The sequence below is a fragment of the Pelagibacterium luteolum genome (genome assembly GCF_900100665.1).
In the GTDB taxonomy this organism is placed as follows: domain Bacteria; phylum Pseudomonadota; class Alphaproteobacteria; order Rhizobiales; family Devosiaceae; genus Pelagibacterium; species Pelagibacterium luteolum.
Genome location: NZ_FNCS01000002.1, coordinates 274,968 through 296,592, shown reverse-complemented (window position 1 = coordinate 296,592; position 21,625 = coordinate 274,968). Strand labels below are relative to the sequence as shown.

Here is a 21,625-nt window from a genome sequence, read left to right as displayed (position 1 = left end):
ACTGATTCTCTCGATTAGCGAGAGCAGAGTGCTCGGGGGATCGCTTGGGACCAAGCCTTGATATCTCAATCGCATTGATCGCCGTCGCGCCATTCCTGGTCGCGGCGCTTGCGCCTTGGGTCAAGTCTTTCGCCGGCGGGCTGGCGGGTTGGGTTCTCGCTATAGTTCCCGCTGCGATCTTTATAAGCTTCGTGGGCTTTATTCCGACGATAACCGACCTGTCGGTCATCCGCGTCGGCCTTGACTGGATACCGTCCTACGGCATCAGCTTTTCGTTCTTTGTCGATGGCCTCAGCCTGGTCTTTGGCCTGCTGATCTCAGGCATTGGGACGTTTATCGTCATCTATTCCGGAGCCTATCTGGCTGGCCACCCGCATCAGGGCCGGTTCTTTTCCTACATGCTCATGTTCATGGGGTCGATGCTCGGGCTGGTCCTAGCTGATAACGTATTCACGCTGTTTGTGTTCTGGGAACTGACCTCGATCACCTCGTTCCTTTTGATCGGGTTCGATCACACGCGCCAGGCTGCACGCCGCGCGGCGATCCAGGCGCTGGTCGTGACTGGAGGCGGCGGACTTGCGCTTCTGGCCGGCCTGATCCTTCTGACGCTGATCACCGGTCAGAACAGCCTCACTGGAATGCTGACGACGGCAGGGGTGGTGCAGCAAAGCCCGCTTTATTTCGCCGCGCTTGGTCTGGTTCTGGCCGGCGCCTTTGCGAAATCGGCTCAGGTGCCGCTCCATTTCTGGCTGCCCAATGCCATGGAAGCGCCTACGCCGGTTTCCGCTTATCTCCATTCGGCAACCATGGTGAAGGCTGGCGTCTATCTGCTGGCACGCATGAACCCAGTTCTGGGCGGAACAGACCAGTGGTTCTGGATACTGACCGTGGTGGGGGGCGTGACACTACTTATGGGCGCTGCTCTGGCGGTCCGGCAAACCGACCTCAAGCAGATGCTTGCCTACACGACCCTCGGTTCGCTGGGTCTGCTGGTGCTCCTCATCGGTTTTGGCACCAAGGAGGCCATTCTCGGCGCGATCCTCTATCTCTGCGCGCACTCGTTGTTCAAGGGTGCCATGTTCATGATTGCTGGGGTGATCGATCACGGTACCGGCACGCGCGACATCAGAATACTGAGCGGACTGCGTGAAGCCATGCCAGTGACCTTTATCGCTGCGGTCCTTGCCGCCATCTCCATGGCCGGCTTCCCCATTGCCATCGGCTTTTTGGCCAAGGAGGAAATGTACCTCGCGATGACGCAGGGTCTATGGCCCGATCTGCTGTTTCTGGCCGTCCTCATCCTCGGCAACGCAATGATGATGGTGGTGGGGCTGATCATCGCCTTCAAACCCTTTCTCGGGCCCGTGGCCGATACGCCGCACGCTCCGCACGAAGGATCGCTCGGACTGCTCGTCGGTCCGGTCGTACTTGCCGTGCTCGGTGTCGTCGCTGGCCTGTTTACACCATGGATCAATGCGTCCGTTCTCAACCCCACAGGGTCTTCAATTTACAACAATCTCGTGGATGCCAGCATCTATCTCGGCTTCGATCTTGCGAACCCGGCGGTATGGGCTTCCATCGCCACATGGGTGCTGGGCGCTGTAATGTTCTGGAAAGCCGACCAGGTTCGAAACGGCTTGCGCCGGACCGGCGAAGCCATCGGCTGGACATTTGACCAAGGCTTCGACGCGGCGATGTTCGGGGCCATTCGCTTGGCTCATCGGATTACCGGAGCGCTGCACCACGGGCGTCTCGAATGGTATATTCTCCTCTTCTTTGTATTGCTTGCGGCTGCGCTCTTTGTGCCGCTGATCATGACAAGCAGCCTGCCACCTGTGCCGGATATGCCCATCCTGAACTTCTACGAGTGGGGTGCGATCGGGATCGCGGCCATCGGGCTGGCGACCGTTCTCCTCGCGCGGACTCGTCTTACCGCCATCGCGGCTCTCGGCATCCAAGGCTTTGCGGTAGCGTTGATATTCATGCTGTTCGGCGCACCCGATCTCAGCTTCACCCAGTTCATGGTCGAAACGCTGACCGTGATCATCCTCGCCTTGGTGATGACGCGACTGCATCTCGACCAGGTCGATCATCGCGATCTCGAAACCGCGTTGCGCGATGGCGCCGTTGCGCTAGCTGTCGGCGCGGGCATCATGATGGTGCTGCTTGTCGTCCTTCAGACCGAACTCGACCTGAGTTTGACCGAGCTTTTCCGGCAGACGAGCGTGCCCATTGCGCACGGTCGTAACATCGTCAACGTCATTCTCGTCGACTATCGCGCTATCGATACGCTCGGAGAGATTTCGGTCGTCATGGCGGCCGGGCTTGCCATTCTGGCGCTCATCCGGCTGAGAGCCTCTCCGCTCGCGACTGCCAGAAAACAGCAGAAGGGGCGCGCAGCATGAATACCGTGATCTTCCGCACAGCAGCGCCGATACTTGCCGCGTTGATGCTGGTGTTTTCGGTTTTTGTGCTTCTGCGTGGACATAACGAGCCCGGAGGCGGATTTATCGGCGGGCTTATCGGCGCCTCTGCACTGGCGATTTATGGCATCGCTATGGGTGTCGAAGAGACTCGCAAGGCTCTGAAAGTTCACCCGATTACCCTTGCAGGTTTCGGCGTGGTCATGGCAGCGATCTCGGGATTTATATCATTGGCATTCGATGTTCCCTTCCTCACCGGCCTTTGGTGGATATTTGATTTCGATGGCTCCGAGGTCGCCCTCTCCACGCCGCTGATATTCGATCTCGGCGTTTATGCCGTCGTGGTGGGTGCCGTGGGCACGATCGCGCTTGCACTCGAAGCCGATGAGGGAGGTGACTGATGGAAGTTGCACTCGCCGGACTAATCGGCCTTTTCGTCGCCGCTGCGGTTTATCTTCTGTTGTCCAAGGCGATCATCCGCATGCTTTTGGGCGTGGCGATCCTTGGCAATGCAGTCAATCTTCTGATTTTTACCGTCGGTCGGCTGACCCCGGAAATCCCGCCCATTGTGGCTGCCGGTGAATATCTGCCGATCGAAGGCTCCGCAAACCCTTTGCCGCAGGCACTGATCCTGACGGCCATCGTCATCGGTTTTGCGCTCCTGTCTTTCCTGCTTGTCCTCGGCTATCGCGCCTATCAGGAGCTCGATGCCGACAATACTGACAATATGCGACTGGCAGAGCCCGAAGACGCGCCACGCCCACCCCTCAGCTACTAGGCCGAAACAAATACCATGGCGACCGCCACCACCTCCTATGACGCCTTAAATCTGCCGCCGGCCCTGATCGACGCCGCGACGCCTGCTGCCGATTGGGTGGTGGTGTGGCCCGTGGCGCTTGCATTGACCGGGGCAGGGCTTTTGGTGATGTTGCGCAACTATCGCCATATGCAATTGGCTTTCGCGGTTGCGGTGATCACTGCCATCCTTTTGTCGAACCTTTATCTTCTCGCGAGGGTGATTGAATCCGGGCCGCTTGCGATGACCATGGGGCGATGGTTGCCGCCCTTCGGCATCACCTTCGCGGCCGATATGACGAGCGCCATTTTCTCGCTTGCCGCGTCGATTGCTGCTCTCGTTGTTGCCTTTTACGCCCAGACCGAGCTGACCGACCGTGAACACAAATTCGGGTTCTACCCGATGCTGCTTCTGCTGCTCTGCGGTGTAAGCGGGTCGTTTCTGACCGGCGACATCTTCAATCTCTATGTCTGGTTCGAAGTGATGCTGATCGCCTCGTTCGGCATGTTGATCCTGGGTGGACGCAAGCTCCAGCTTGACGGCGCAATCAAGTACGGCTTTCTCAATTTCCTCGCGACGACACTGTTCCTGATAACAGTGGCATACCTTTACGGCCTCACCGGCACGCTCAACTTCGCTGATCTGGTCGACAAGGGCGCCGACATACCCACCGGGCCGCTGATCACCGTCTCGTTGTTGTTCCTCCTGGCGTTCGGGGTCAAGGCCGCGGCATTCCCCGGCAACGCATGGTTGCCGGCCTCCTACCACACGCCTGCGGTCTCGGTGTCCGCGATCTTTGGCGGGCTGTTGACGAAGGTCGGCGCCTACGCCGTCATAAGGGTGCTCACCATGGCGCTGCCCGAGGGTGGAGCGCAGCTACAGCCGGTGATCGTCCTTATCGCCATCGGCTCATTGATTCTCGGCCCCCTCGGGGCCATGGCCCAAACGAACCTGCGTCGCGCCATCGGATTTCTGGTGATCGGCGGCATCGGCGCGATTTTCGCAGGTTTCGCACTTGCAAGCCATCATGGCATCGGCGGCGCGATCTTTTACGCCTTCCATTCAATGCTCGCGATCACTGCGTTCTACCTGCTGGCTGGTTTGATCGAGCGTTCGACTGGTACAACAGACACGCGAAAGATGGGCGGACTGTACGCGGCAAATGCGCCGCTCTCGATCCTCTTTCTCATCATGATTTTCCTCATTTCAGGGCTGCCGCCGTTCCTCGGCCTCTGGCCAAAGATCTTGCTGGTGGAAGGCGGCGTTCGTGCGGAAAACTGGTGGCTCGTTGCCGCCATTCTGATCAATTCCTTCTTGACCCTGATCGCGGCGAGTCGGTTGTGGGCGCACATATTCTGGCGCAATGGGGTTGAGGGCGAAAGATCAGAGCAGGCGCCCGTGGGCCTCCAAAAACTCGACCGAACGGAAAACTGGTTTGGGTTTTTGCCGACGATGATTTTGATGGCGATCATTCTGGTATTTGGCCTCTTTCCCAACTGGCTTTTCGAAGCCTCTGGTATCGCGGCACGCGACATGCTCTTGCCAGATCGTTATGTCGATGCTGTGTTTGCTCACGCGGAGGACCGGCAATGATCTTCCTGTTTCTCGTTGTCAGTCTTGCCTTCGTATGGGCTGCCGTCACCGGCAGCTTTACGGTTCCCAATATCCTTCTCGGTGCGTTCATCGCGGCCATTGCGGTCCTGTTCATCCGCGAGCGCGTAGACCGTCCATTCGTATTGCGCCGCCTTGGTCGATTTCTCTCGCTCGCCGCCCTTTTCATCTATGAACTAGCGCTATCGGCCTGGCGCGTAGCAGTCCTCGTTCTGTCTCCCGATATGAGTCGTCGCCTGGCTCCTGCGATCATCGCATACCCGCTGACAGTCAAGACCGATGGCCAGATTACGCTACTGGCCAATCTTATCACATTGACGCCGGGGACCTTGAGCGTTGATGTCTCGGAGGATCGGTCGACGCTTTATATCCACGTTTTGGAAATGACCGATCGCGATGAACTAATTGCATCGATAAAGCACGGGTTTGAAGCGCGGGTCATGGAGGTCTTCGAATGATGTCCGGACCGGAAGTTCTTCATTTCGCCACTACGATATCGCTGGGTATTTTGACCCTGGCTTTTCTTGTGACAATTTATCGCATCATCGTGGGGCCAACTCTCCCGGATCGCATTCTCGCGCTCGACCTGCTTATCGCCGTTGCCATCGGCTATATCGTCGTTATTGCCTTGCGAACCGGTTTTACGCTCTACCTCGACATCGCAATTGCGCTTGGCTTGGTCGGCTTTTTGTCGACTGTGGCGTTCGCCAGGTTTGTCCTCCAGCGTTGGGAAATAAAGCAGGCGGCCCTAGAGCAACACCGCGAAGAGGCTAGGGAATGATCATAGATCTTATGTACTATCTTGCTGCTATTATGCTGGTGGTGGGTGCGGTATTTAGCCTCGTTGCGGCCTTCGGCATCGTGCGGTTACCTGATCTCTACACGCGGATGCATTCAGCATCTAAGGCTGGTACGGTCGGATCGGGGCTACCTCTTCTGGCAATTGCACTTGTGAGCTTCGACGGGGCAGTGATACTACGCGCGCTGTTGGGCATCGTGTTTTTTATGCTTACGGCGCCAATTTCAGCGCATCTCTTGGCACGTGCCTCATATATCGCGGGCTACAGGCCGAAAGCAGGCTTTGGGATCGATGATATTGAGCAAAACGACAAGAAGCTTAAGTAAAGTTTGAGGCGTTCCAAATTTTGACAAGTTGTACGCCGACTGTTGCCAAATCGGCGAATTAACAGTATTTCACCGATAGTGAACTTTTGCCGAGCTCGGTAATACGAATTTTAGCTTTCAAATATGAGAAGGGATGCGCTATGAGCGCTCCGGTCACTACGGAGAACAAGGTCCCTCACGACCTGATCGAATTCAGCACTGACATCGTTGCGGCTTACGTCAGCCATAATGCGATTAGTCCCACCGATTTGCCTAAACTGATCGCGGACGTTCATGCCGCCCTTAAAGGGTTGGACGTGGAAGAGGTCGCAGCGACTATCGAAGAGAAAAAGCCTGCCGTTCCTGTCCGGAAGTCTGTGACCTCGGACTACATCGTCTGTCTTGAGGACGGAAAGAAGTTCAAGTCGCTGAAGCGCCATCTCCGGACACATTACAATCTGTCGCCAGAAGAATATCGTGAAAAGTGGGGATTGCCCGCTGACTATCCGATGGTTGCTCCGTCTTACTCGGCGACCCGTTCGAAGCTGGCCAAGGACAACGGTCTCGGTCGCAAGGCGTAGCTTGGTAAGCTCGTCCATTTAAGGTTTTAGAAAGGGTCGCTTTGAGCGGCCCTTTTTGTTTCTGCGATCGTCGCGGCGTAACTTATCCCCGCACCACCCTAACAGCATTATAGGAATTATATCCTATATATGCGATGGTGGTCCTATGGCGTCGAAACTTTCCAAATCCGGTCGTAAGCCGGGCCTGACAATAGAACAATCTGCACGGTGCCGGAGGATCGTAGCGATAGTTGCTCACGATACCGGCATTGATCCGGACGCGTTCTTTGCCGCGTCGCGGTGCGGGGTGAAGACCGCCCAGGCACGCCAGCTTGCGATGTATCTCTGTCATGTCCTCTCAGGGCTGACCATGACGCAGGTGGGCCAGTTTTTCCGGCGCGACAGAACAACCGTCGCGCACGCGTGCGCGCTTATCGAGGACTCCCGTGACGATCGCATGATTGATAGCCGTATCCAGGCTTTGGAAGACAGCGTGGCAAACAACAGACACGCCAGCCGCGCCCGCGCACATACGGTCGCCGGGGGGATAAGTCATGGTTATTGATTGCGATATCCCAACCATCGCCGCACTCGCGCGACAGGCCCGCGACGGTGCATCCTATCTCCAGCCCCATCATGTCGAGTCGGCAGCGCGCATCCGTAGTCTTTTCGATCGCAGCCGGCTGCAGCCGCGGGTCACTATGCACTATGGCCCAAGGATTGGTGGGAGGGGAACGACCGCAGACATTTCGGATTTTGCGGCCGATGCCAGAAAGCGGCTGGAGTTAATTCTTTGCGCCATGCCTCATGAATGTCGCGGGGTCATTCTGGACGCGTGCTGTTTCGACAAGGGTCTGCAGGACATCGAAGAGGAGAGAAGCTGGCCGAGGCGAAGTGCGAAACTGGTGTTGCGCATTGGCCTCGAGGAAAGTGCCAGGGCATTCGGGTTTTCCAGCCAGACTGAGGGACCGGAGGGCGCAGCTATGGCCGCATGGATGCAACCCGGAGCCCGTCCGGTCGACGCCGGCTAGAGATTGGCCGCCGCTCGGGCGCCGTCGCGGACCCGTTGGACCATCGCCGCAAGCCCGTTCGACCGCTGTGTGGAAAGGTGTTCACGCAGGCCCACGCTGTCTAGGATCGGAAGTGCGTCCGTTGCGGCAATGTCTTTTGCAGAGCGGCCCGAATAAAGGGCCAGGACGATCGCAACCAGCCCTTTGACGATCATTGCATCCGAATCGCCGCGAAAACGCAGAACTGTATCGTCGTCGCCGTGTGAGTGATCGGTGACGAGCCAGACTTGGGAGGCGCAACCATGGACCTTGTTTTCAGCGGTGCGCTCATGCTCGGCGATGGGCTCAAGTTGCTGGCCAAGCTCGATTATGTAGCGGTATCGGTCTTCCCAATCATCGAGGAAAGCAAGGTTTTCAGCAATATCGTCAAAGGCGGGTGTCGTGCTCATGGCGACTATTTAGGGTGTTCATCGCCGGAAGGAAAGCCGTGCCGCTCAATATGCCCAATCTGGTCGCCGCGGTGGCACAGGTGCTCCAGCATCATCGCGTGTAGAGACGGCAATAGTGCTGGCTTCCGTGGGTTCTACCGAAGAAACCTGCCCTAGAGCACCCACCAGAACACTGCGACCCACGGAGCATTCAAAAGTCGCGCACTCAGCTGCATTGAGTTGAGAGACTGCTGCCTGCGAACCCTGAGACACCAATTGTTCGCCAGTAGACCGGGCAGACGACCCGAGGTCCATGCCGGCGGAAGGAGCCATCACGATAAAGGCGGCGGTGAGCCAGAAGGCAGAGCGTGCGATAAACATGGCAGGCGCTTGTGCAGTGGTTTCGACACGTCCAACCTAACCGACGCGCTTAAAGCAACTGTGGGGGATTTGCAGAAAATTTTATTCAATTTTGCTGTCGCGGCGAATGCGCCCGTTAGGCAAGACTCTGTTTACGCTACCTGCAGAAACCGACGCTTCCAAACGCTCGTCCCCGTCCTAATCGCAGGTACCGCTCAGTGACTTAAGGGTGTCTTAGGTCTTGAATGAAAGGGTGTGGCAAGCGTCGGGAAGCCCCCACCCAAGGCCGCTGCGTTTCGCGGTCGAAATTTTGAGCAGTATATGCGTAACCGTTTTAGCGTTCTTGACCTGTCGGGTCGATTTGCTGCCCTTTTGGGTGGGCGGAGCCTGCAATCGGGTCAGGAACTGGGTCAGTCCCTGATGATAACCGCGACGGTCATGGCCCTGCTTTGTGCAGGACCGCTCGCCTTGCGCGATCTTGTGCTGGGACAGCCAGCGGCATTTGCGATTGTTGCGACGATAGCGGGCGTGGCCGGATCCTCGGTCCTCATTCGCCAAGCCGGTCAGGTCTTCGCATCCATCCTTTCCCTCCAGACAGGTTTGGTGCTTGGAGCGCTCTCCGTCGCAGTCGGTACGAGCGATGGTGCATTGGCCGGGGTCTCGATAGCCACTGCCGCAGCACTTTATGGTGTGCTGCAGGGCGAGCGCAGCAAAAGGGTATTGCTGTCATGGCCGATACTTGCGGCGATCCTCGCGATTGCGTTGTCGTGGCAGCCAGGACCTAGCGCCTGGACGACCGGCTACGCCCTGATCGGCGCTTGTGCTTCCTTGCTTGCTTGCGTGGCGATGGCGTTGGTCCATGGCACAGAGCGCAGGAAGCCAGACGACAGGATGATACTGGCGCTAGAGTCCCTCGTCGGCGCAATTGTTCGCTATGACCATTCCGGAAAACCGCTCCACATTTCGGGTGCCGCTGCGGGCTTGTTTAACGTGCAGGCATATGAGCTTACCGGCTCCGGACTTCTTGAAAAGATACACGTTCAGGACCGGCCACATTACGCCAAGGCGATCTCGGATCTGTTGAGCAAGGGCGGCAGGACGGGACTCGAACTCCGTGTCCGCGCCGGGGGCAACACCGCGGCCTACAAATGGGTGGAACTGTCGATTGCGACAACGGAGGGGCTCGACGGAAGCGACGCCGCCATCGGTATCTTCCGCGACATCAGCGCGCAAAAGGCGGTGGAAAACGACCTTAGAAACGCCCGCGCCGAGGCTGAAGAGGCGTCCGATGCCAAAACGCGCTTTCTCGCAACGATTGGGCACGAACTGCGGACACCGCTCAATGCGATTGTCGGCTTTTCCGACATGATGGCCGAAGGTATCGGCGGGGCGCTGTCGCCCACTCATCAGGACTATGCTGGCCATATCCGCCAAAGCGGGCACCACCTGCTCGAGGTGGTGAATATGTTGCTCGATATGTCAAAGATCGACGCGGGAAAATTCGAGTTGCAGGCGGAGCCATTCGCGCCACAGGGTCTCGTGGACCCCTGCCTGCAGATGGTCGAAAATTTGGCACGCGAGCGCAATGTCACGGTCGTAGGACGTATTCCCGAACAACTCCCCCACATTATGGGCGACGAACGGGCGTGCCGACAGATCATGATCAACCTCCTCTCGAACGCGATAAAGTTCAGTCACGACGATGGAGAGGTGGTGCTGGCCATGAAACGCCATGGCAAGATGCTGTCGATCTCCGTTAGCGACAACGGCATCGGCATGCCAGCCGAGACTATCCGACGGATCGGTGAGCCCTTCCTGCAGGCTCAGAATGGTTTGGCGCGACGCTACGAAGGCACGGGTCTTGGTCTATCGATCGTCAAGGGACTTGTAAGCCTTCACAATGGCAGAATGAACGTGGCATCAGAGCCGGGAGTCGGAACGCGGGTGACCGTCCTGCTGCCTATCGACGGCCCCAGCCCCTCCCGAGCAATGACAACGATCGAACACCTCGACAGCGACAGACGTGATACGGACGAAGACAAATGGCAAAACGACGAAAAAAGAAGCGCAATGTCATGACCAATTCGATCGCTGGCGCAACGATGGCAATCGGAAGTGGAACCCTCGGTCTGCTCGGTCGCTCGTGGGATTGGAGCGCGGAGAACTTTCTACGCTCTCCCATCGCATCAACGGGGCTCATCCTGACGGCTGGTCTTGTGATCATGGCGGGGACCAACGCGTTGTATCTGCAGGAGACACGGCATCCCGCGCCGATGTTTGGGATCGTGAGCGATCGCGCTCCAGCGGCGTCGTCTTTGCCCGCACCGATCGCTCCTGTCGTCGTGGAGCCGACGACCGTGCCCTCGCGCCCTGAAACCGCGCCAATGCCGACGGCGAGCTTTGAGCCAATGCCGGACGCAGCGCCAACCCAGCAAGACGGTCCGACTGCGCCCTCGATCGGCAATCAGGATATCGCGGACATGCAGGAGAAGCTCCAGGCCATGGGCTTCTTCGATGGTACGGTCGACGGGTATTACGGCCCCAAGACGGCTGATGCCATCAGGGCATTCGAGGCGCGCTTTAATCTGCCGCGCACTGGTGCTGCAACACCGCAGCTTCTGCAGGCCGTTCGCGATGCCCCACTGTCCACCTCCGCTGCGGCGCCTCAGGTCCCGTCGGTATCGCCTGCGCCCACCCCGGTTGCAGCGGCACCAGATACCAATGATGTTGCGCCGCTCCTCGCGCAAATGCAGCAGGATGCACAGCCCGTGGCCCAAGAGACCAGTCTTGTTGCCGATATCGCGCCGGACCCGGTCGTCAACGTCATGCCCACTTCGACCGACGCTTCGGTACCGGCCGCCCTTGATCGCGACCTGGTCAGCGAAATTCAACGCGGCCTTTCACGCCTGGGGTTCCTGCAAGGGCCGGTAAATGGGGTTGCCGACGAGTCGACTGCGCGCGCGATCCGCAAGTTCCAGATATTTAACAATTTCTCGCCCACAGGCGAGGTGAGCCAGAGCCTTCGGCAGATGCTGGTCTCTGCCGGTGCCTACCTTTAGCGGATCGGTGCGATGCAACTATTGCGCTCCGATATCTGGTGCGCCGCGTTTGTGCGGCGACACAATGATCTTGGCAAACTCTGCGTCATCGCGCGCCGCGGCGACGCTATTGCCGGCCAGATATGGATCGAAATCGATCATCTGGATGGCACCGCCACACTTTTAACGCCGATATCGACTGCGGCACAGGACGAGCCCACCGGCGATCGCCTCTTCCAGCGACGCTTCGATCGAGCCGATCCAGCCGACATCCGCGAGCGGATCGCTCGGGAGGTCGAATTCGATCCTGACATCTGGATCATCTCGATCGACTCTCGCGGCTCAGACGTTGGCGTGGATGTAGTCTAAGGCGTTGAGTTCAGCTGGCCTTGCGGATGGACTTGAGCTTGTCCAGCGCTTCGATTGCCTGTTCGCCAATCGAGCCGCTGCGTTGGCTCGATTTGTCCACTGTGCGCGCACTGGGCACCACAAATGGAGCATATTCGGGCTTGGTGAGTTCCGATAGCCGCACGTCCCCGCGCCAGCAACTCATCACATACACCATTGCCGAAACACTGACGTCCTCGAAAAGCCGGGCGAAATTGGCAAGTGTCTTGGACCGGTCCGCATCATGGCTGGTCGCATGGATCAGAACCTTGAGCCCATCATAGCCCGTGCATCCAAAAGCGCGCAAAACGACAAACAACGCAGCGCCGCTGGTGTCGTGGGCGATCTCTCCGCAGCGAATTTCGTCAAGGCCGGTGACCTGATGAATCAGTCGCGTAACCTTGGGGCGCCGGTTGTCTGAATAGAGCTTCATCAGCGCGCCGGTAAATTCATTTGTGGCGATAGAGATTTCTTCAAATGTCCGCATCATCGGTGCGCGCGGCAGATTGCGCTTGGCAAAAGCCTTAAGGACGTTGACCCGCCCATCTTCAGGCAGATCGAAAAACACCGATGTCAGAAGGGCCGCATCGAAGTCTGGACGGCGCGCCAGGAGGGTTGCGACGTCGTGATCCATTTCGGCAGAACGCGTAAGGGCACTGAGATAAGCGCCCCTTGGCGCAATCGCAGTGTTGGCGGCAAGAGCACGGTAGACTTTCCGGCTATTAACCGGAAACAATCGGGCCAAAACACCATTGGTGAGGTCGGGCCGGGCAGCAATTGCTGCGACGATGTTGATATCGCCCTTTTCGATCAAGCGGACCATGACATCTTCGGAAACCGTTCGGGCACTTTGCAGATGCGCAAGCATTCCGCTGCCGAGATTGTCGAAAACGAGTGTTTCCAGATCGGGTGAAAGGCTTGGAGCACTGGCGAGAATCGTCGCTGCCCGGGCGCGGGCAGTCGGTGCAGCAGTTGGGAACAACCGCTTGACCAGAGCTTCGAACTGAATGGTCTCGGTATGTGATGGCTTGGACCGACGCGCGTAGGCGTCGCACGCAGCCACGAGCAGCGTATTGGCGCGCTCGATCCCCCCGGTTTCGATCAGCAATTGGAACGTCTCGTATGGCTGGAAGCCGATCATTCGGTCGACTCATCACTGCTATTGGTGTCGATAGCCGATCTTCGCCGCAATTCGTTAGCGGACTATTAACCTTGATGAATTCTTAATGGCGCTGACGGATATCCGAACGGCATGGTGCCGGCTTGGGGGCAAGTGGGATCCGTCGGAGCAAAGAGGCCAACAATGGGTATGCTGCTAAAGTTCAGCCCCAAGGCGACGACATATATTCCCGGATCACCAAATCGTTCCGGCTCGGCAGAGGTCATCCTTTTCACCGGCGTGCGCTATGAGCGTGCCGCAAGCGAGGTGATTACCAAGCCGGGTCACAAGATCAAGAAGCGACGCAAGGGCTGAAGAGATTGCATTGGAGTAGGGCACGCGGCGGCTTGGTCGTCGGACTGGCTGTTGTGTGCGCAGGGCTGCTGGTCGGTTGTGCCCGGCCGACGGGCGATTTTGGACGCGCCGCGCCTAGCGTTCTGCACGACGAAATTCTGCCCACGATTGGCGCATCGCGGGCCGCGGCCGATGGTGAGCCGGTCTCGGACTTCAATCTCACTGACCAGGAACGCGAAATGCACGATCGCGTCTGGCGCTTCCTCATTGCCCCTCATACCCGCGACTGGTTCTACGATACGGCTGTCGAATGGCAGCGCACCCGACTGGCTGGCACTGTAGATACGCAATTTCTGGCGGATCGTTACTACGCTACGCTCAGGTCGACGCAATTTCAGTCGTCGCGGGTCCGCTATCGCAAGGTCGAAAATGACATCGTCATCGACATCGCAACACTGCCGACGACATTCGCGGCCATTTGCCGGGTTATCGAGGTCGATCGACAAAGAGCGATCGCCGTGGGTAACGTGGCACTAGGACGCCCCGATGGTCGTGAACAGGTCGCCGCACGGAAATGGGAAAATCAGGAAAAGATCGCCTGGTTCACGCGCGCGCTGGACTACCGCTACACATCCTATTCCCTGGCGCTCGACCGACTATTGGTGGAAACGCCGCACGAAGAAGCCCGAGCCGTCGATGCGCAACTGGCAATGCTTGAGCCATGGGTGCTGCGCGCTAAGGCAGGCGACTTCTGCCTGTCAGCCACCGGCGGCAATGTGTTCAAGGACTCCGGCCATCCCTCCCGATACGAAACGTACGTAGCGCCGGTCGAAATTCCGACGATTAGAAAATAGCTTGGCGGCTCAGCGGATAGTTTCGCAGCTAAGCCCCTCCAGCGCGTCGCGATAACGGTCGCGCATGTCAGGGTGCGGAGGCGCGAGTCGAACGACGACCGCGACATCGTTGCCGCCGGCTTCCACGATCAGCAATCCATCCTCGATCTCGAATCGTTGTTCCGCCAAGAGACGGGTTTGTGCGGGGTTGAACAGCCCCATATCGAGAACCGCACCGGAGCCCGAACGATTAGTGGTTGCGTAGATCACATGACCTTGCGGATTGAACACTGATACCGACCAGAATGTAAGCGGCAGACTGCCATTGACGATACCCGGGCCGTCGTTGAGCTGGAGCCGGCACACCGCGTAGAGCAGCTCTGGATCGAGACCAAAGGGATTAGGCTCGCCCGGCAATATGTCGTCAAGGACAATAGTGGTTTCGATAGGTGCGACGGCATCGAGTTGATGCCAGACATCCCGCGTTGCTGACCCTGGCAGGGTCAGGATAACGACGATGTGGATCAAGGCGCCGAGAACAAGGCCCCCAATCAGCCAAACGAGGGCTCGCGTCATGCGCAGTCCTCCATTTGGATAGAGGGCATCTGTTCAATGCTGGTGTTCCCCCCGGAAAACACCAGAGCGTCGTAAAACGTCAGCGCGATCGAAAACTCCCCCACGCCCGCTATGGGCAGCCAATTGCCGGGCGCTAATCTTGGGCCGATATTTATCTTCATCGCGCCATCACCAGTTCGGGCAATACGCTCGCTGTGGAGCACCATAAGATCGGGTGATGCGGCGATATTGACACCCTCAAGGTCGACCGCCTCGAGCGTCCAAAAGCTGGCACCAGGAACAAATCCAGCAACGCGATACGTGCAGTTGGCCAACAAAGGTGCGCCGGAATCATCGGTCTGGGCCATAAAGCGGATGCCCTCCGCATAGCCCAGTTGCATTTGGCCGGACCGTGCCAGATAGGCGCGCGTGTAGGGGTTGGGAAGCGGCTGTCCCACATCGGGCCACGCGGCCCACGGGCCGATCCTGACAGCGGCAAAAAGGCGACCGTCTGTCAGGGCGTAATAGCTGGCGCCAAATCCAACGGACATGGCGACGGCTAGGCCCAGCAACAATCGAAAGAGAAACCCCAAGACGTCAGAGACTTTCGTTCGTCGCAACCGGCGCGCCGACCTGCGCGACCTCATTGCCTGCACCATTCGCCGTCAGTGCCTGACGCATTCTGTCAGAGAGATCAAGCAGCTTGATCGCTGCGCCTTGGGTTAGCGAAGGTGCGCGCTCTGGCGTGCCCTCGACCTCGTCGCCGGTTTCGGCATCGGCGATAATGAAGGGGCGGGGCTCCATTTCGACGCCGAACAGCGGTGCGACTTCGATATTGGTATGCGCGTACGTCATGAATTTCTGCCAGGTCATGGCCGGAAGAGTGCCGCCGGTCAGGTTGTTCATCGCGGTGTAATTGTCGTTCCCATACCAGACCGAAGCGACGTAGTTGCCGCTAAAACCGACATACCACGCGTCGCGGTAAGAACTTGTGGTGCCGGTCTTGCCTGCGGTCGGTACGCCCTCGATCACTGCCCTGCCGCCGGTGCCACCGTAGTTTACGGCGTGCAGGATGTCGTTCATCGAAAGCACGACCTGTTCATCAAGCAGGCGCTCACGGTTTTGATCCGGCTCAGCCTCATAAACCACCTCGCCCCGAAGCGTCGTGATCCGGGTGATGCCGAACCCCGTGGCCCGATATCCTCCATTGGCGAAAACCGCGTAGGACGATGCCATGTCGAGCGCGCTGACCGACGCCACCCCGAGGGCCAGCGAGCGGGTGACGGGAAAGTCGTTGCGAATGCCTAGCCGATGGGCCATGTCCGCGATCGGCTGCCGCCCGGTTTCAATCGAAAGGCGGACGGGAACGGTGTTGTAGGACGATGCCATAGCCGTGCGGATCGTCGTCGACCCGGCATAGGATCGACCGTAATTCTGCGGGCACCAATTACCGATGCAGATCGGAGCGTCGCTGATCGAGCTGCGCGGCGTGAGGTCGAGCAGTTCGAACGCCGTCGCGTAAACGAACGGCTTGAACGCCGAGCCTGGCTGCCGGTTGGGAGCGGTCGCGCGGTTGAATTGGCTCTGCCCGTAATCCACACCGCCAACCATCGCGCGTACGGCACCATTAAGGTCCATAGCGACCATGGCCGCCTGGCTGACATTGTAGGCTGCGCCCTGTTCGCGCAACACCGAAACCACGGCATCCTCGGCGTGCTCTTGCAAACCGGGATCGATCGTGGTGCGCACGACGAAACCGACTTCAGGGCTATCGCCGACAATGCGCTTTGTTTCGAGAAACGCCCAGTCCAGGAAATAATTGGGCGAGTTGATTTCGTCGGAACGATCAACCGGCTCGGCAGGCCTGCGGCGTGCCGCCGTCACCTGACCCTCGGTCAGGTAGCCTGCGTTGACCATATTGCTCAAGACGACATTGGCGCGCCCACGCGCCGCCGCAATGTCGATATGAGGCGCCCAGCGTCCAGGCGCCTTATAGAGCCCGGCAAGCATCGCCGCTTCGGCGAGATTGATATCTTGAATCTGCTTGCCGAAATAATACTCGGCTGCTGCCACGACGCCGAAATTCCCGCCGCCCATATAGGCGCGGTCGAGATAGAGCTTTAGGATTTCGTCCTTGGTGTAGTTTGTCTCGAGCCAGAACGCGAGGAACAGCTCCTTGATCTTGCGCTCGAGCGTGCGCTCATTGCTCAGAAACAGCAGCTTGGCCAATTGCTGGGTAACCGACGAGCCACCCTGGAGGCCGCTATCACCTTCTGCATTTGAAGCGAGCGCACGTGCGGTGCCCCACACGTCGATGCCGAAATGTTCGTAAAACCGGCGGTCTTCGGTTGCCAGCGTTGCCTTGATCAGGAAATCGGGAATTTCAGAGAGTTCAGCCGAATTGTCTGATCGGATGCCGCGCCGACCGATTTCATCGCCATATCGGTCGAGAAACGTCACCGAATAGTCTTCGGCACGATTGAATTCGCCAGTTGCGGTCGCATCCATTGCCGAAAGCGCCAGTGCCGTCATCACCACAGCACCCATTGCGCCAAAACTCAGCGCATCTGACGATATCTCCACGAGCATGCGGAAAAATCCGCGCACCGAAAAGAGCGAGAAGAAATCCTGGATTTTGGTATAGATGCGACCTGACGATCGCATGCCGTCATAGAGAAACGAATCGAGCCAAGCATCAGCTTCGAGAAACCGGTTCTTGCCTTTCGAGCGCTTCTGCTTTGTATAGAAGGGGTCTTGCACCTTCTGCCCTCGACTCAAAAACACGGTAACGCCATCGGGACGCGCTCGATCCCGAACCGAACCTATTGTATTGCGTTCGCCCCGTGAAGGTCATCACAAATCTCTGTTTTCGATTGGCTCAAGGTTAAGGACAATCTGCGCAATGCCCTTTTGGGAAGACAAGCCACTCGATGCGATGAGCCCGGAAGAATGGGAAGCGCTTTGCGACGGCTGCGGGAAATGCTGTCTTCTCAAGCTCGAGGATGAGGATACCGGCGAGATCTACCCCGCCAATGTCCGCTGCAAACTGCTTGATGGTGACACCTGCGCCTGCTCAGACTATCCCAACCGGCAAGCCAAGGTCCCCGACTGCATCAAGCTGACCCCGGAAAAAGTCCATGACATCGCCTGGATTCCCAAGAGCTGCGCGTATCGCCGCGTGGCCGAGGGCAGGGGGCTGGCCTGGTGGCACCCGCTCGTTTCCGGCGACCCCGAAACGGTCCACGCCGCCGGTATTTCCATCCGCGGGCGCACGATCGCCGAGGGTGAGGCCGACACCAGCGATTGGGAAAGCCACATCGTCGATTGGGTCGATTGGGAGCCCGAGGACTAACGCCGCAACGTTTTTTCGCGATGAACGATGTCTGAATGTACAGTTCAGAGCCCATTCCGAAGCACGAGCATAAACCTGATCCTGCATCAAGCAACGCGGCCACCAGGGCCCCGCACGCACCATCAGGAGACGGAACATGATCAAGAATATCGTCATCGCAGCAACGCTGGTCGCAAGCCTAGGCGCATTCTCGGCACCCGCCATCGCCAACGACATCTTTATCAATCAGTCCGGCTACAGCCATTCGGCTGGTGGCAACCAGAATGGCTGGGGAAACCGCATTGGCATCGTCCAGGACGGATGGCGCAACTCGGTCACCACCAACCAATACGGCAACCGCAACGTCGCTGCCTCCGGACAGTCTGGCTGGCGCAACAGCGCCACCACATGGCAGAACGGCAATCGTAACGAAGCGGGCGTTGGCCAGTTCGGCAACAATCACTCGTCGGTGCTCACTCAGGACGGCAATGGTAACGTCACAGCCGGCGTCCAGGTCGGAAACAATTGCGCTGCAACTGTCGATCAGCGCGGTTCGGGCAATGTCACGGCCTTCGTTCAGGTCTGCCAGTAGACGCAAACCATTGACCCGCCGACGCTTAACCTTCGGCGGTGGAACAGGAGGACCAGCAAATGACACCATCTTTTATGCCGCGCAAGACAGCGCTGTTGGCTGCGACCGGAGCCTTGCTTGTGGTCGCGGCGGTTGGCACCGCCGGCTATGCGAACTCGAGCGATAGCGACACCGCCGGATTGCAAAAAACCAGCGGCTATTGCGAAGTTCTCGCTACCCCAAGCGGCAATGGCGTGACGCTACAGGCGGTATTTCATGCTGAAGACATCACCCACGGCAGCTACCAGCTCTCGGTCCAATCATCTGGTGGAGCCGGGCGCTCCAGTATCAACCAGGGCGGCGATTTTTCAGCAAATGGCGCCGGCCTTGTGCCGCTGGGCACGGTTACCGTCGGTGGCAGTGCATCTTACGCCATCGCGCTCAAGGTCACCGAAAGCGGCACGACTCACGACTGCGGTGGAACCTATGCATCCTGACGCAAGCGGGCTCCGCCGAAGCGGAGCCCCTCTCGTCTGACGTTCGAATGATCAAACGGTCTTAACGCAGCTGGCGAAGCGTCAGTCCGCTTAACGGGCAATCGCCTTCAACAGTAAATCCGCTATTGGTCGAGGTGAGCGCACAGGTGAATGGCACATCAATGCCCGTCGCGCCGCCATCGATACTCTCGATGATCAATTCGCCCTCTTCGGCGACGTATGTGCCGCTCAGAGCCGGCTCGGCGTTGTCGGCGCTCAGTACAACGCCTTCCCAGCCTGCGAACGATCCGTCATCACCGAATGCCAGGGTCAAAGGCGAAGACGATTCACCCGCCGCAACGTAGCGGCCTGCAGCAAAGCGATCCGGCGCGCTCTGTGCATCGACTTCAGCCTGTGCAGTCTCGATCTGTTCTTCGATAGAGGCTAGCTGGTCGCCGCGCTCGGTCAGAGTCTGAGCGAGTTCGCTAACCTGTTGCTGCAACGCGTCGCGCTGGGTCTGGGTTTCCTGGATCTGACCCTCGATAGTCGTGCGCTGGGTTTCCAGTTCGGCCACCGCTGTTTCAAGGCTCTCGCGCTGTTCCTGGAATTCCGCCTGGCTGGCTCGCAGTTCAGCGATCTGGCTCTGCGCCGCAGCCTGAGCCTCGCGCGCTTCCTGCACCTGGGTCTCGATCTCTGCTGCCTGACCCGTTGCGTCCGCTGCTTCCTGAGTCAGTTGCGCTGCCATCTCGCGCAATTCTGCTTCTTCGCTCCGCGCAGTCTGCAGACGGCTGCCGACGTCGGCCAATTCGGCAGTGCTTTGGGCAATTCGGTCCTGGACGTCCGAAAATGATTGTTCGGCTTCGGTGAGATTGGCCTGGAGTCCGTCGATGGCTTCCTGCCGTTCGGTCAGGGCCGAGTTTGCAGTTTCGAGTTCGGCATTAGCGGCATCGATATCGGCTTGCGCTGCATCGCGCTCGGCCACGATTGTCTCCCGCTCACCAGCCAAGGCGTCACGCTCCGCGGTGAGCGTATCGATCTCAGTGCGCAACTCCTCCAGTGTCGTTCCAGAATCTTCGAGTGTCTGGATTTCCGAAGTGAGCGTATCGCGCTCGGTCTGGAGCGTCGCCAACTCATTCTGCAAGTTGCCGGTCGTGCTGTTTGAGGTGAACCACAGGATCAGAAATGCGAGCCATCCGAGTACGGCGACGGCGGCCAAGCCGATCACAAACGGATTGCGATTGCCGGTAGGGGTGTCGTTCTCGGTCTCGTCCATAACAAATCCTTTTGCTCAATTCGGTCAAAAATTGTCGATGATGAAACGGGCCCCATCGCGACGCGGTCCCTGGGGCAACAATAGTGTTAACGCCCTGCCGGTTCCACTCCGCGACAAATCGAGCCCCTTTCGTCGATTAACGCCAGATAAATGCACTCTTCCGGGAGCGTTCAGCCACAGGGTCGCATGGTGTGCTCATCGCTTCAAGGCAAGCACGAGACATCAAGGAGCACGGGCAATGGCAAAGATTTCAGCAATCGCGGTCGCGGCAGTAATGACCCTCTCGGTCATCTCTTTCACAGCGCCCGCTGCCCACGCCGGGCAGGTGTCGATCAACCTTGCGCCCACCAACGCCGAGCAGCACCGCATGATGCAACTCGGGCTCGGTGTCTATGGCTTGGTCAAGAACATCGAAAGCGGCTCGATCACCCAGCATGGCAACAATAATCGCGCCGGGCTGAGCCAGGGTGGAAGCCGCAATCTGGGCATCGTGCACCAGGAAGGCAATCGGCATACGGGTACGCTCGAACAGCAAGGCGGCGGCAACAGCTATGGACTGTTCCAGTTCGGGCGTGGCACCCAGGCAAACGTGCGTCAGAACGGAGGTCAATCCGGCCTTGGTTTCGTTTTCGGCTGGTAGGCACAGAGGCTCACGCGCAATGTTGAGGCCGTGCTGATTTCTTGCCGTTCCATCAACCAGACGTCGCTGCCGCCATGTAGTGGGCGCGCAGGTCGGTAGGGAAATTCTCCAGCGTCGCTCTCAGCATTGTCCGCGGCATCGTTGCCGCATGACGATCGAGAAATGCGATGAGCTTGGGACTGTCCGGACCAATCGCGCGCAACATCCAGCCGCAAGCTTTGTGAATCAGGTCTTCACGATCATCCAAAAGGATTTCGGCAATCGCGAGGGCATCGCCGTGTTCGCCGCGCCTAATAAAAGCGAAACATGCCAGCATCGCCGTGCGTCGCTCCCAGATGTTGGTGGACCGAGCGAGCGTGTAAAGCACGTCTCGCGATCGCGACACCAGATGCTCCCCGACTACATTCCATGCGCCGAGGTCCACCAGATCCCAGTTGTTGATGCGATCATGTCGAGAAAGATAGAGATCGAAGAGCGTCTGTCGCCGCTCTTCCGTCGTCGCTTTCAGCCTGTACTGTTTGGCCATGATTGAAACCGCGCCGGCGCGGTGTTCGTGAATAGGGCTGTAGAGCAGCTTTTCGATTTCGTTAGGCGCCATGGATACGAACGCCTTGGCCAGATCGAAAACGTTACCCATCTTTACACCCATAAAGATGTCTCCCTCACCATAAGTGCCGGGAGCCGTTTTGAAGTACCGCTTGTACTTTTCCTTTTCCGCGTCCGATTGCAGCGCCTCCATGCGCGCCATGAACGCGTCGGCTGAAATCTCGCTCACC

26 protein-coding genes are annotated in these 21,625 nt (G+C 58.5%); 19 read left to right on the top strand and 7 right to left on the bottom strand.

The window, feature by feature from the left end:
- The first annotated feature begins 44 nt into the window (after positions 1-44).
- From BLR31_RS05490 to BLR31_RS22300, 10 genes are all read left to right on the top strand, one after another.
- Positions 45-2,405: a putative monovalent cation/H+ antiporter subunit A gene (locus BLR31_RS05490; protein ID WP_244504952.1), complete on the top strand. Its 2,361-nt coding sequence runs from the start codon at positions 45-47 to the stop codon at positions 2,403-2,405.
- Positions 2,402-2,824, top strand: a complete 423-nt coding sequence (locus BLR31_RS05485) for a Na+/H+ antiporter subunit B (protein ID WP_090593132.1) — start codon at positions 2,402-2,404, stop codon at positions 2,822-2,824. Before BLR31_RS05490 ends, BLR31_RS05485 begins: the two co-directional genes overlap by 4 nt.
- A complete protein-coding gene (locus tag BLR31_RS05480; protein ID WP_090593130.1) occupies positions 2,824-3,201 on the top strand; it encodes a Na+/H+ antiporter subunit C in 378 nt (125 codons plus the stop codon). Before BLR31_RS05485 ends, BLR31_RS05480 begins: the two co-directional genes overlap by 1 nt.
- Before the next feature lie 15 nt (positions 3,202-3,216).
- Positions 3,217-4,812 (top strand): Na+/H+ antiporter subunit D, encoded by a 1,596-nt coding sequence (locus BLR31_RS05475; RefSeq protein WP_090593127.1) that lies wholly within the window; start codon positions 3,217-3,219, stop codon positions 4,810-4,812.
- Entirely contained in the window at positions 4,809-5,288 is a 480-nt protein-coding gene (locus BLR31_RS05470; protein WP_090593124.1) for a Na+/H+ antiporter subunit E, read from the top strand. Before BLR31_RS05475 ends, BLR31_RS05470 begins: the two co-directional genes overlap by 4 nt.
- Positions 5,285-5,611: a cation:proton antiporter gene (locus BLR31_RS05465; RefSeq protein ID WP_425287215.1), complete on the top strand. Its 327-nt coding sequence runs from the start codon at positions 5,285-5,287 to the stop codon at positions 5,609-5,611. The genes BLR31_RS05470 and BLR31_RS05465 overlap by 4 nt, the downstream gene beginning before the upstream one ends.
- Positions 5,608-5,955 carry a monovalent cation/H(+) antiporter subunit G gene (gene mnhG / locus BLR31_RS05460; protein ID WP_090593122.1) on the top strand — a complete coding sequence of 116 codons (348 nt, stop codon included), beginning with the start codon at positions 5,608-5,610 and terminating at the stop codon, positions 5,953-5,955. Before BLR31_RS05465 ends, mnhG begins: the two co-directional genes overlap by 4 nt.
- Positions 5,956-6,095: 140 nt before the next feature.
- On the top strand, positions 6,096-6,515 hold the full coding sequence (locus BLR31_RS05455) for a Ros/MucR family transcriptional regulator (protein WP_090593119.1): 420 nt from the start codon (positions 6,096-6,098) through the stop codon (positions 6,513-6,515).
- A gap of 145 nt (positions 6,516-6,660) precedes the next feature.
- Positions 6,661-7,059: a helix-turn-helix domain-containing protein gene (locus BLR31_RS05450; RefSeq protein WP_090593116.1), complete on the top strand. Its 399-nt coding sequence runs from the start codon at positions 6,661-6,663 to the stop codon at positions 7,057-7,059.
- Entirely contained in the window at positions 7,049-7,525 is a 477-nt protein-coding gene (locus tag BLR31_RS22300; RefSeq protein WP_425287214.1) for a DUF6456 domain-containing protein, read from the top strand. The genes BLR31_RS05450 and BLR31_RS22300 overlap by 11 nt, the downstream gene beginning before the upstream one ends.
- Here the strand turns inward: BLR31_RS22300 and BLR31_RS05440 are convergent.
- Positions 7,522-7,953, bottom strand: coding sequence for a SufE family protein (locus BLR31_RS05440; protein WP_090593104.1), 432 nt, complete (start codon positions 7,951-7,953; stop codon positions 7,522-7,524). The genes BLR31_RS22300 and BLR31_RS05440 overlap by 4 nt on opposite strands.
- A gap of 660 nt (positions 7,954-8,613) precedes the next feature.
- On the opposite strand from BLR31_RS05440, the gene BLR31_RS05435 reads away from it, so the two are divergent.
- From BLR31_RS05435 to BLR31_RS05425, 3 genes are read left to right on the top strand one after another with little or no spacing between them, the layout of a single operon-like run.
- Positions 8,614-10,371, top strand: a complete 1,758-nt coding sequence (locus tag BLR31_RS05435; protein WP_090593102.1) for a sensor histidine kinase — start codon at positions 8,614-8,616, stop codon at positions 10,369-10,371.
- Positions 10,368-11,351, top strand: a complete 984-nt coding sequence (locus tag BLR31_RS05430) for a peptidoglycan-binding domain-containing protein (RefSeq protein ID WP_176762528.1) — start codon at positions 10,368-10,370, stop codon at positions 11,349-11,351. Before BLR31_RS05435 ends, BLR31_RS05430 begins: the two co-directional genes overlap by 4 nt.
- A 12-nt stretch (positions 11,352-11,363) precedes the next feature.
- Positions 11,364-11,699 (top strand): DUF1491 family protein, encoded by a 336-nt coding sequence (locus BLR31_RS05425; RefSeq protein WP_090593097.1) that lies wholly within the window; start codon positions 11,364-11,366, stop codon positions 11,697-11,699.
- Positions 11,700-11,709: 10 nt separating this feature from the next.
- Here BLR31_RS05425 and BLR31_RS05420 read toward each other — a convergent pair whose 3' ends face one another.
- Positions 11,710-12,858 carry a DUF2336 domain-containing protein gene (locus tag BLR31_RS05420; RefSeq protein ID WP_090593095.1) on the bottom strand — a complete coding sequence of 383 codons (1,149 nt, stop codon included), beginning with the start codon at positions 12,856-12,858 and terminating at the stop codon, positions 11,710-11,712.
- 162 nt (positions 12,859-13,020) lie between these two features.
- On the opposite strand from BLR31_RS05420, the gene BLR31_RS21605 reads away from it, so the two are divergent.
- Together BLR31_RS21605 and BLR31_RS05415 are read left to right on the top strand one after the other, a co-directional pair.
- Positions 13,021-13,191 carry a hypothetical protein gene (locus tag BLR31_RS21605; RefSeq protein WP_176762527.1) on the top strand — a complete coding sequence of 57 codons (171 nt, stop codon included), beginning with the start codon at positions 13,021-13,023 and terminating at the stop codon, positions 13,189-13,191.
- Between the two features lie 32 nt (positions 13,192-13,223).
- Positions 13,224-14,024: a hypothetical protein gene (locus tag BLR31_RS05415; RefSeq protein WP_090593093.1), complete on the top strand. Its 801-nt coding sequence runs from the start codon at positions 13,224-13,226 to the stop codon at positions 14,022-14,024.
- A gap of 9 nt (positions 14,025-14,033) precedes the next feature.
- On the opposite strand, the gene BLR31_RS05410 is transcribed toward BLR31_RS05415, so the two are convergent.
- The 3 genes from BLR31_RS05410 to BLR31_RS05400 are packed head-to-tail and all read right to left on the bottom strand — an operon-like array spanning position 14,034 to position 17,318.
- Positions 14,034-14,579: a DUF1254 domain-containing protein gene (locus tag BLR31_RS05410; RefSeq protein WP_090593092.1), complete on the bottom strand. Its 546-nt coding sequence runs from the start codon at positions 14,577-14,579 to the stop codon at positions 14,034-14,036.
- Positions 14,576-15,109: a DUF1214 domain-containing protein gene (locus tag BLR31_RS05405; RefSeq protein WP_176762526.1), complete on the bottom strand. Its 534-nt coding sequence runs from the start codon at positions 15,107-15,109 to the stop codon at positions 14,576-14,578. The genes BLR31_RS05410 and BLR31_RS05405 overlap by 4 nt, the downstream gene beginning before the upstream one ends.
- A gap of 46 nt (positions 15,110-15,155) precedes the next feature.
- Positions 15,156-17,318, bottom strand: coding sequence for a transglycosylase domain-containing protein (locus tag BLR31_RS05400; protein ID WP_090593083.1), 2,163 nt, complete (start codon positions 17,316-17,318; stop codon positions 15,156-15,158).
- A 142-nt stretch (positions 17,319-17,460) separates the two neighbouring features.
- Between BLR31_RS05400 and BLR31_RS05395 the strand changes: the two genes are divergently transcribed.
- The 3 genes from BLR31_RS05395 (at position 17,461) to csgH (ending at position 18,957) form a co-directional block, all read left to right on the top strand.
- Entirely contained in the window at positions 17,461-17,910 is a 450-nt protein-coding gene (locus BLR31_RS05395) for a YcgN family cysteine cluster protein (RefSeq protein WP_090593080.1), read from the top strand.
- A gap of 136 nt (positions 17,911-18,046) precedes the next feature.
- On the top strand, positions 18,047-18,481 hold the full coding sequence (locus tag BLR31_RS05390; protein WP_090593077.1) for a curlin: 435 nt from the start codon (positions 18,047-18,049) through the stop codon (positions 18,479-18,481).
- A gap of 59 nt (positions 18,482-18,540) precedes the next feature.
- Entirely contained in the window at positions 18,541-18,957 is a 417-nt protein-coding gene (gene csgH / locus BLR31_RS05385) for a curli-like amyloid fiber formation chaperone CsgH (protein WP_143009317.1), read from the top strand.
- A 61-nt stretch (positions 18,958-19,018) separates the two neighbouring features.
- On the opposite strand, the gene BLR31_RS05380 is transcribed toward csgH, so the two are convergent.
- The gene (locus tag BLR31_RS05380) at positions 19,019-20,209 is read right to left on the bottom strand and encodes a coiled-coil domain-containing protein (protein WP_090593071.1); all 1,191 of its coding nucleotides are present in this window, start codon (positions 20,207-20,209) and stop codon (positions 19,019-19,021) included.
- Between the two features lie 238 nt (positions 20,210-20,447).
- Between BLR31_RS05380 and BLR31_RS05375 the strand changes: the two genes are divergently transcribed.
- Positions 20,448-20,849, top strand: coding sequence for a curlin (locus tag BLR31_RS05375; RefSeq protein ID WP_090593068.1), 402 nt, complete (start codon positions 20,448-20,450; stop codon positions 20,847-20,849).
- A gap of 52 nt (positions 20,850-20,901) precedes the next feature.
- On the opposite strand, the gene BLR31_RS05370 is transcribed toward BLR31_RS05375, so the two are convergent.
- Positions 20,902-21,624, bottom strand: coding sequence for a DNA alkylation repair protein (locus BLR31_RS05370; protein ID WP_090593065.1), 723 nt, complete (start codon positions 21,622-21,624; stop codon positions 20,902-20,904).
- Position 21,625: the final 1 nt, after the last annotated feature.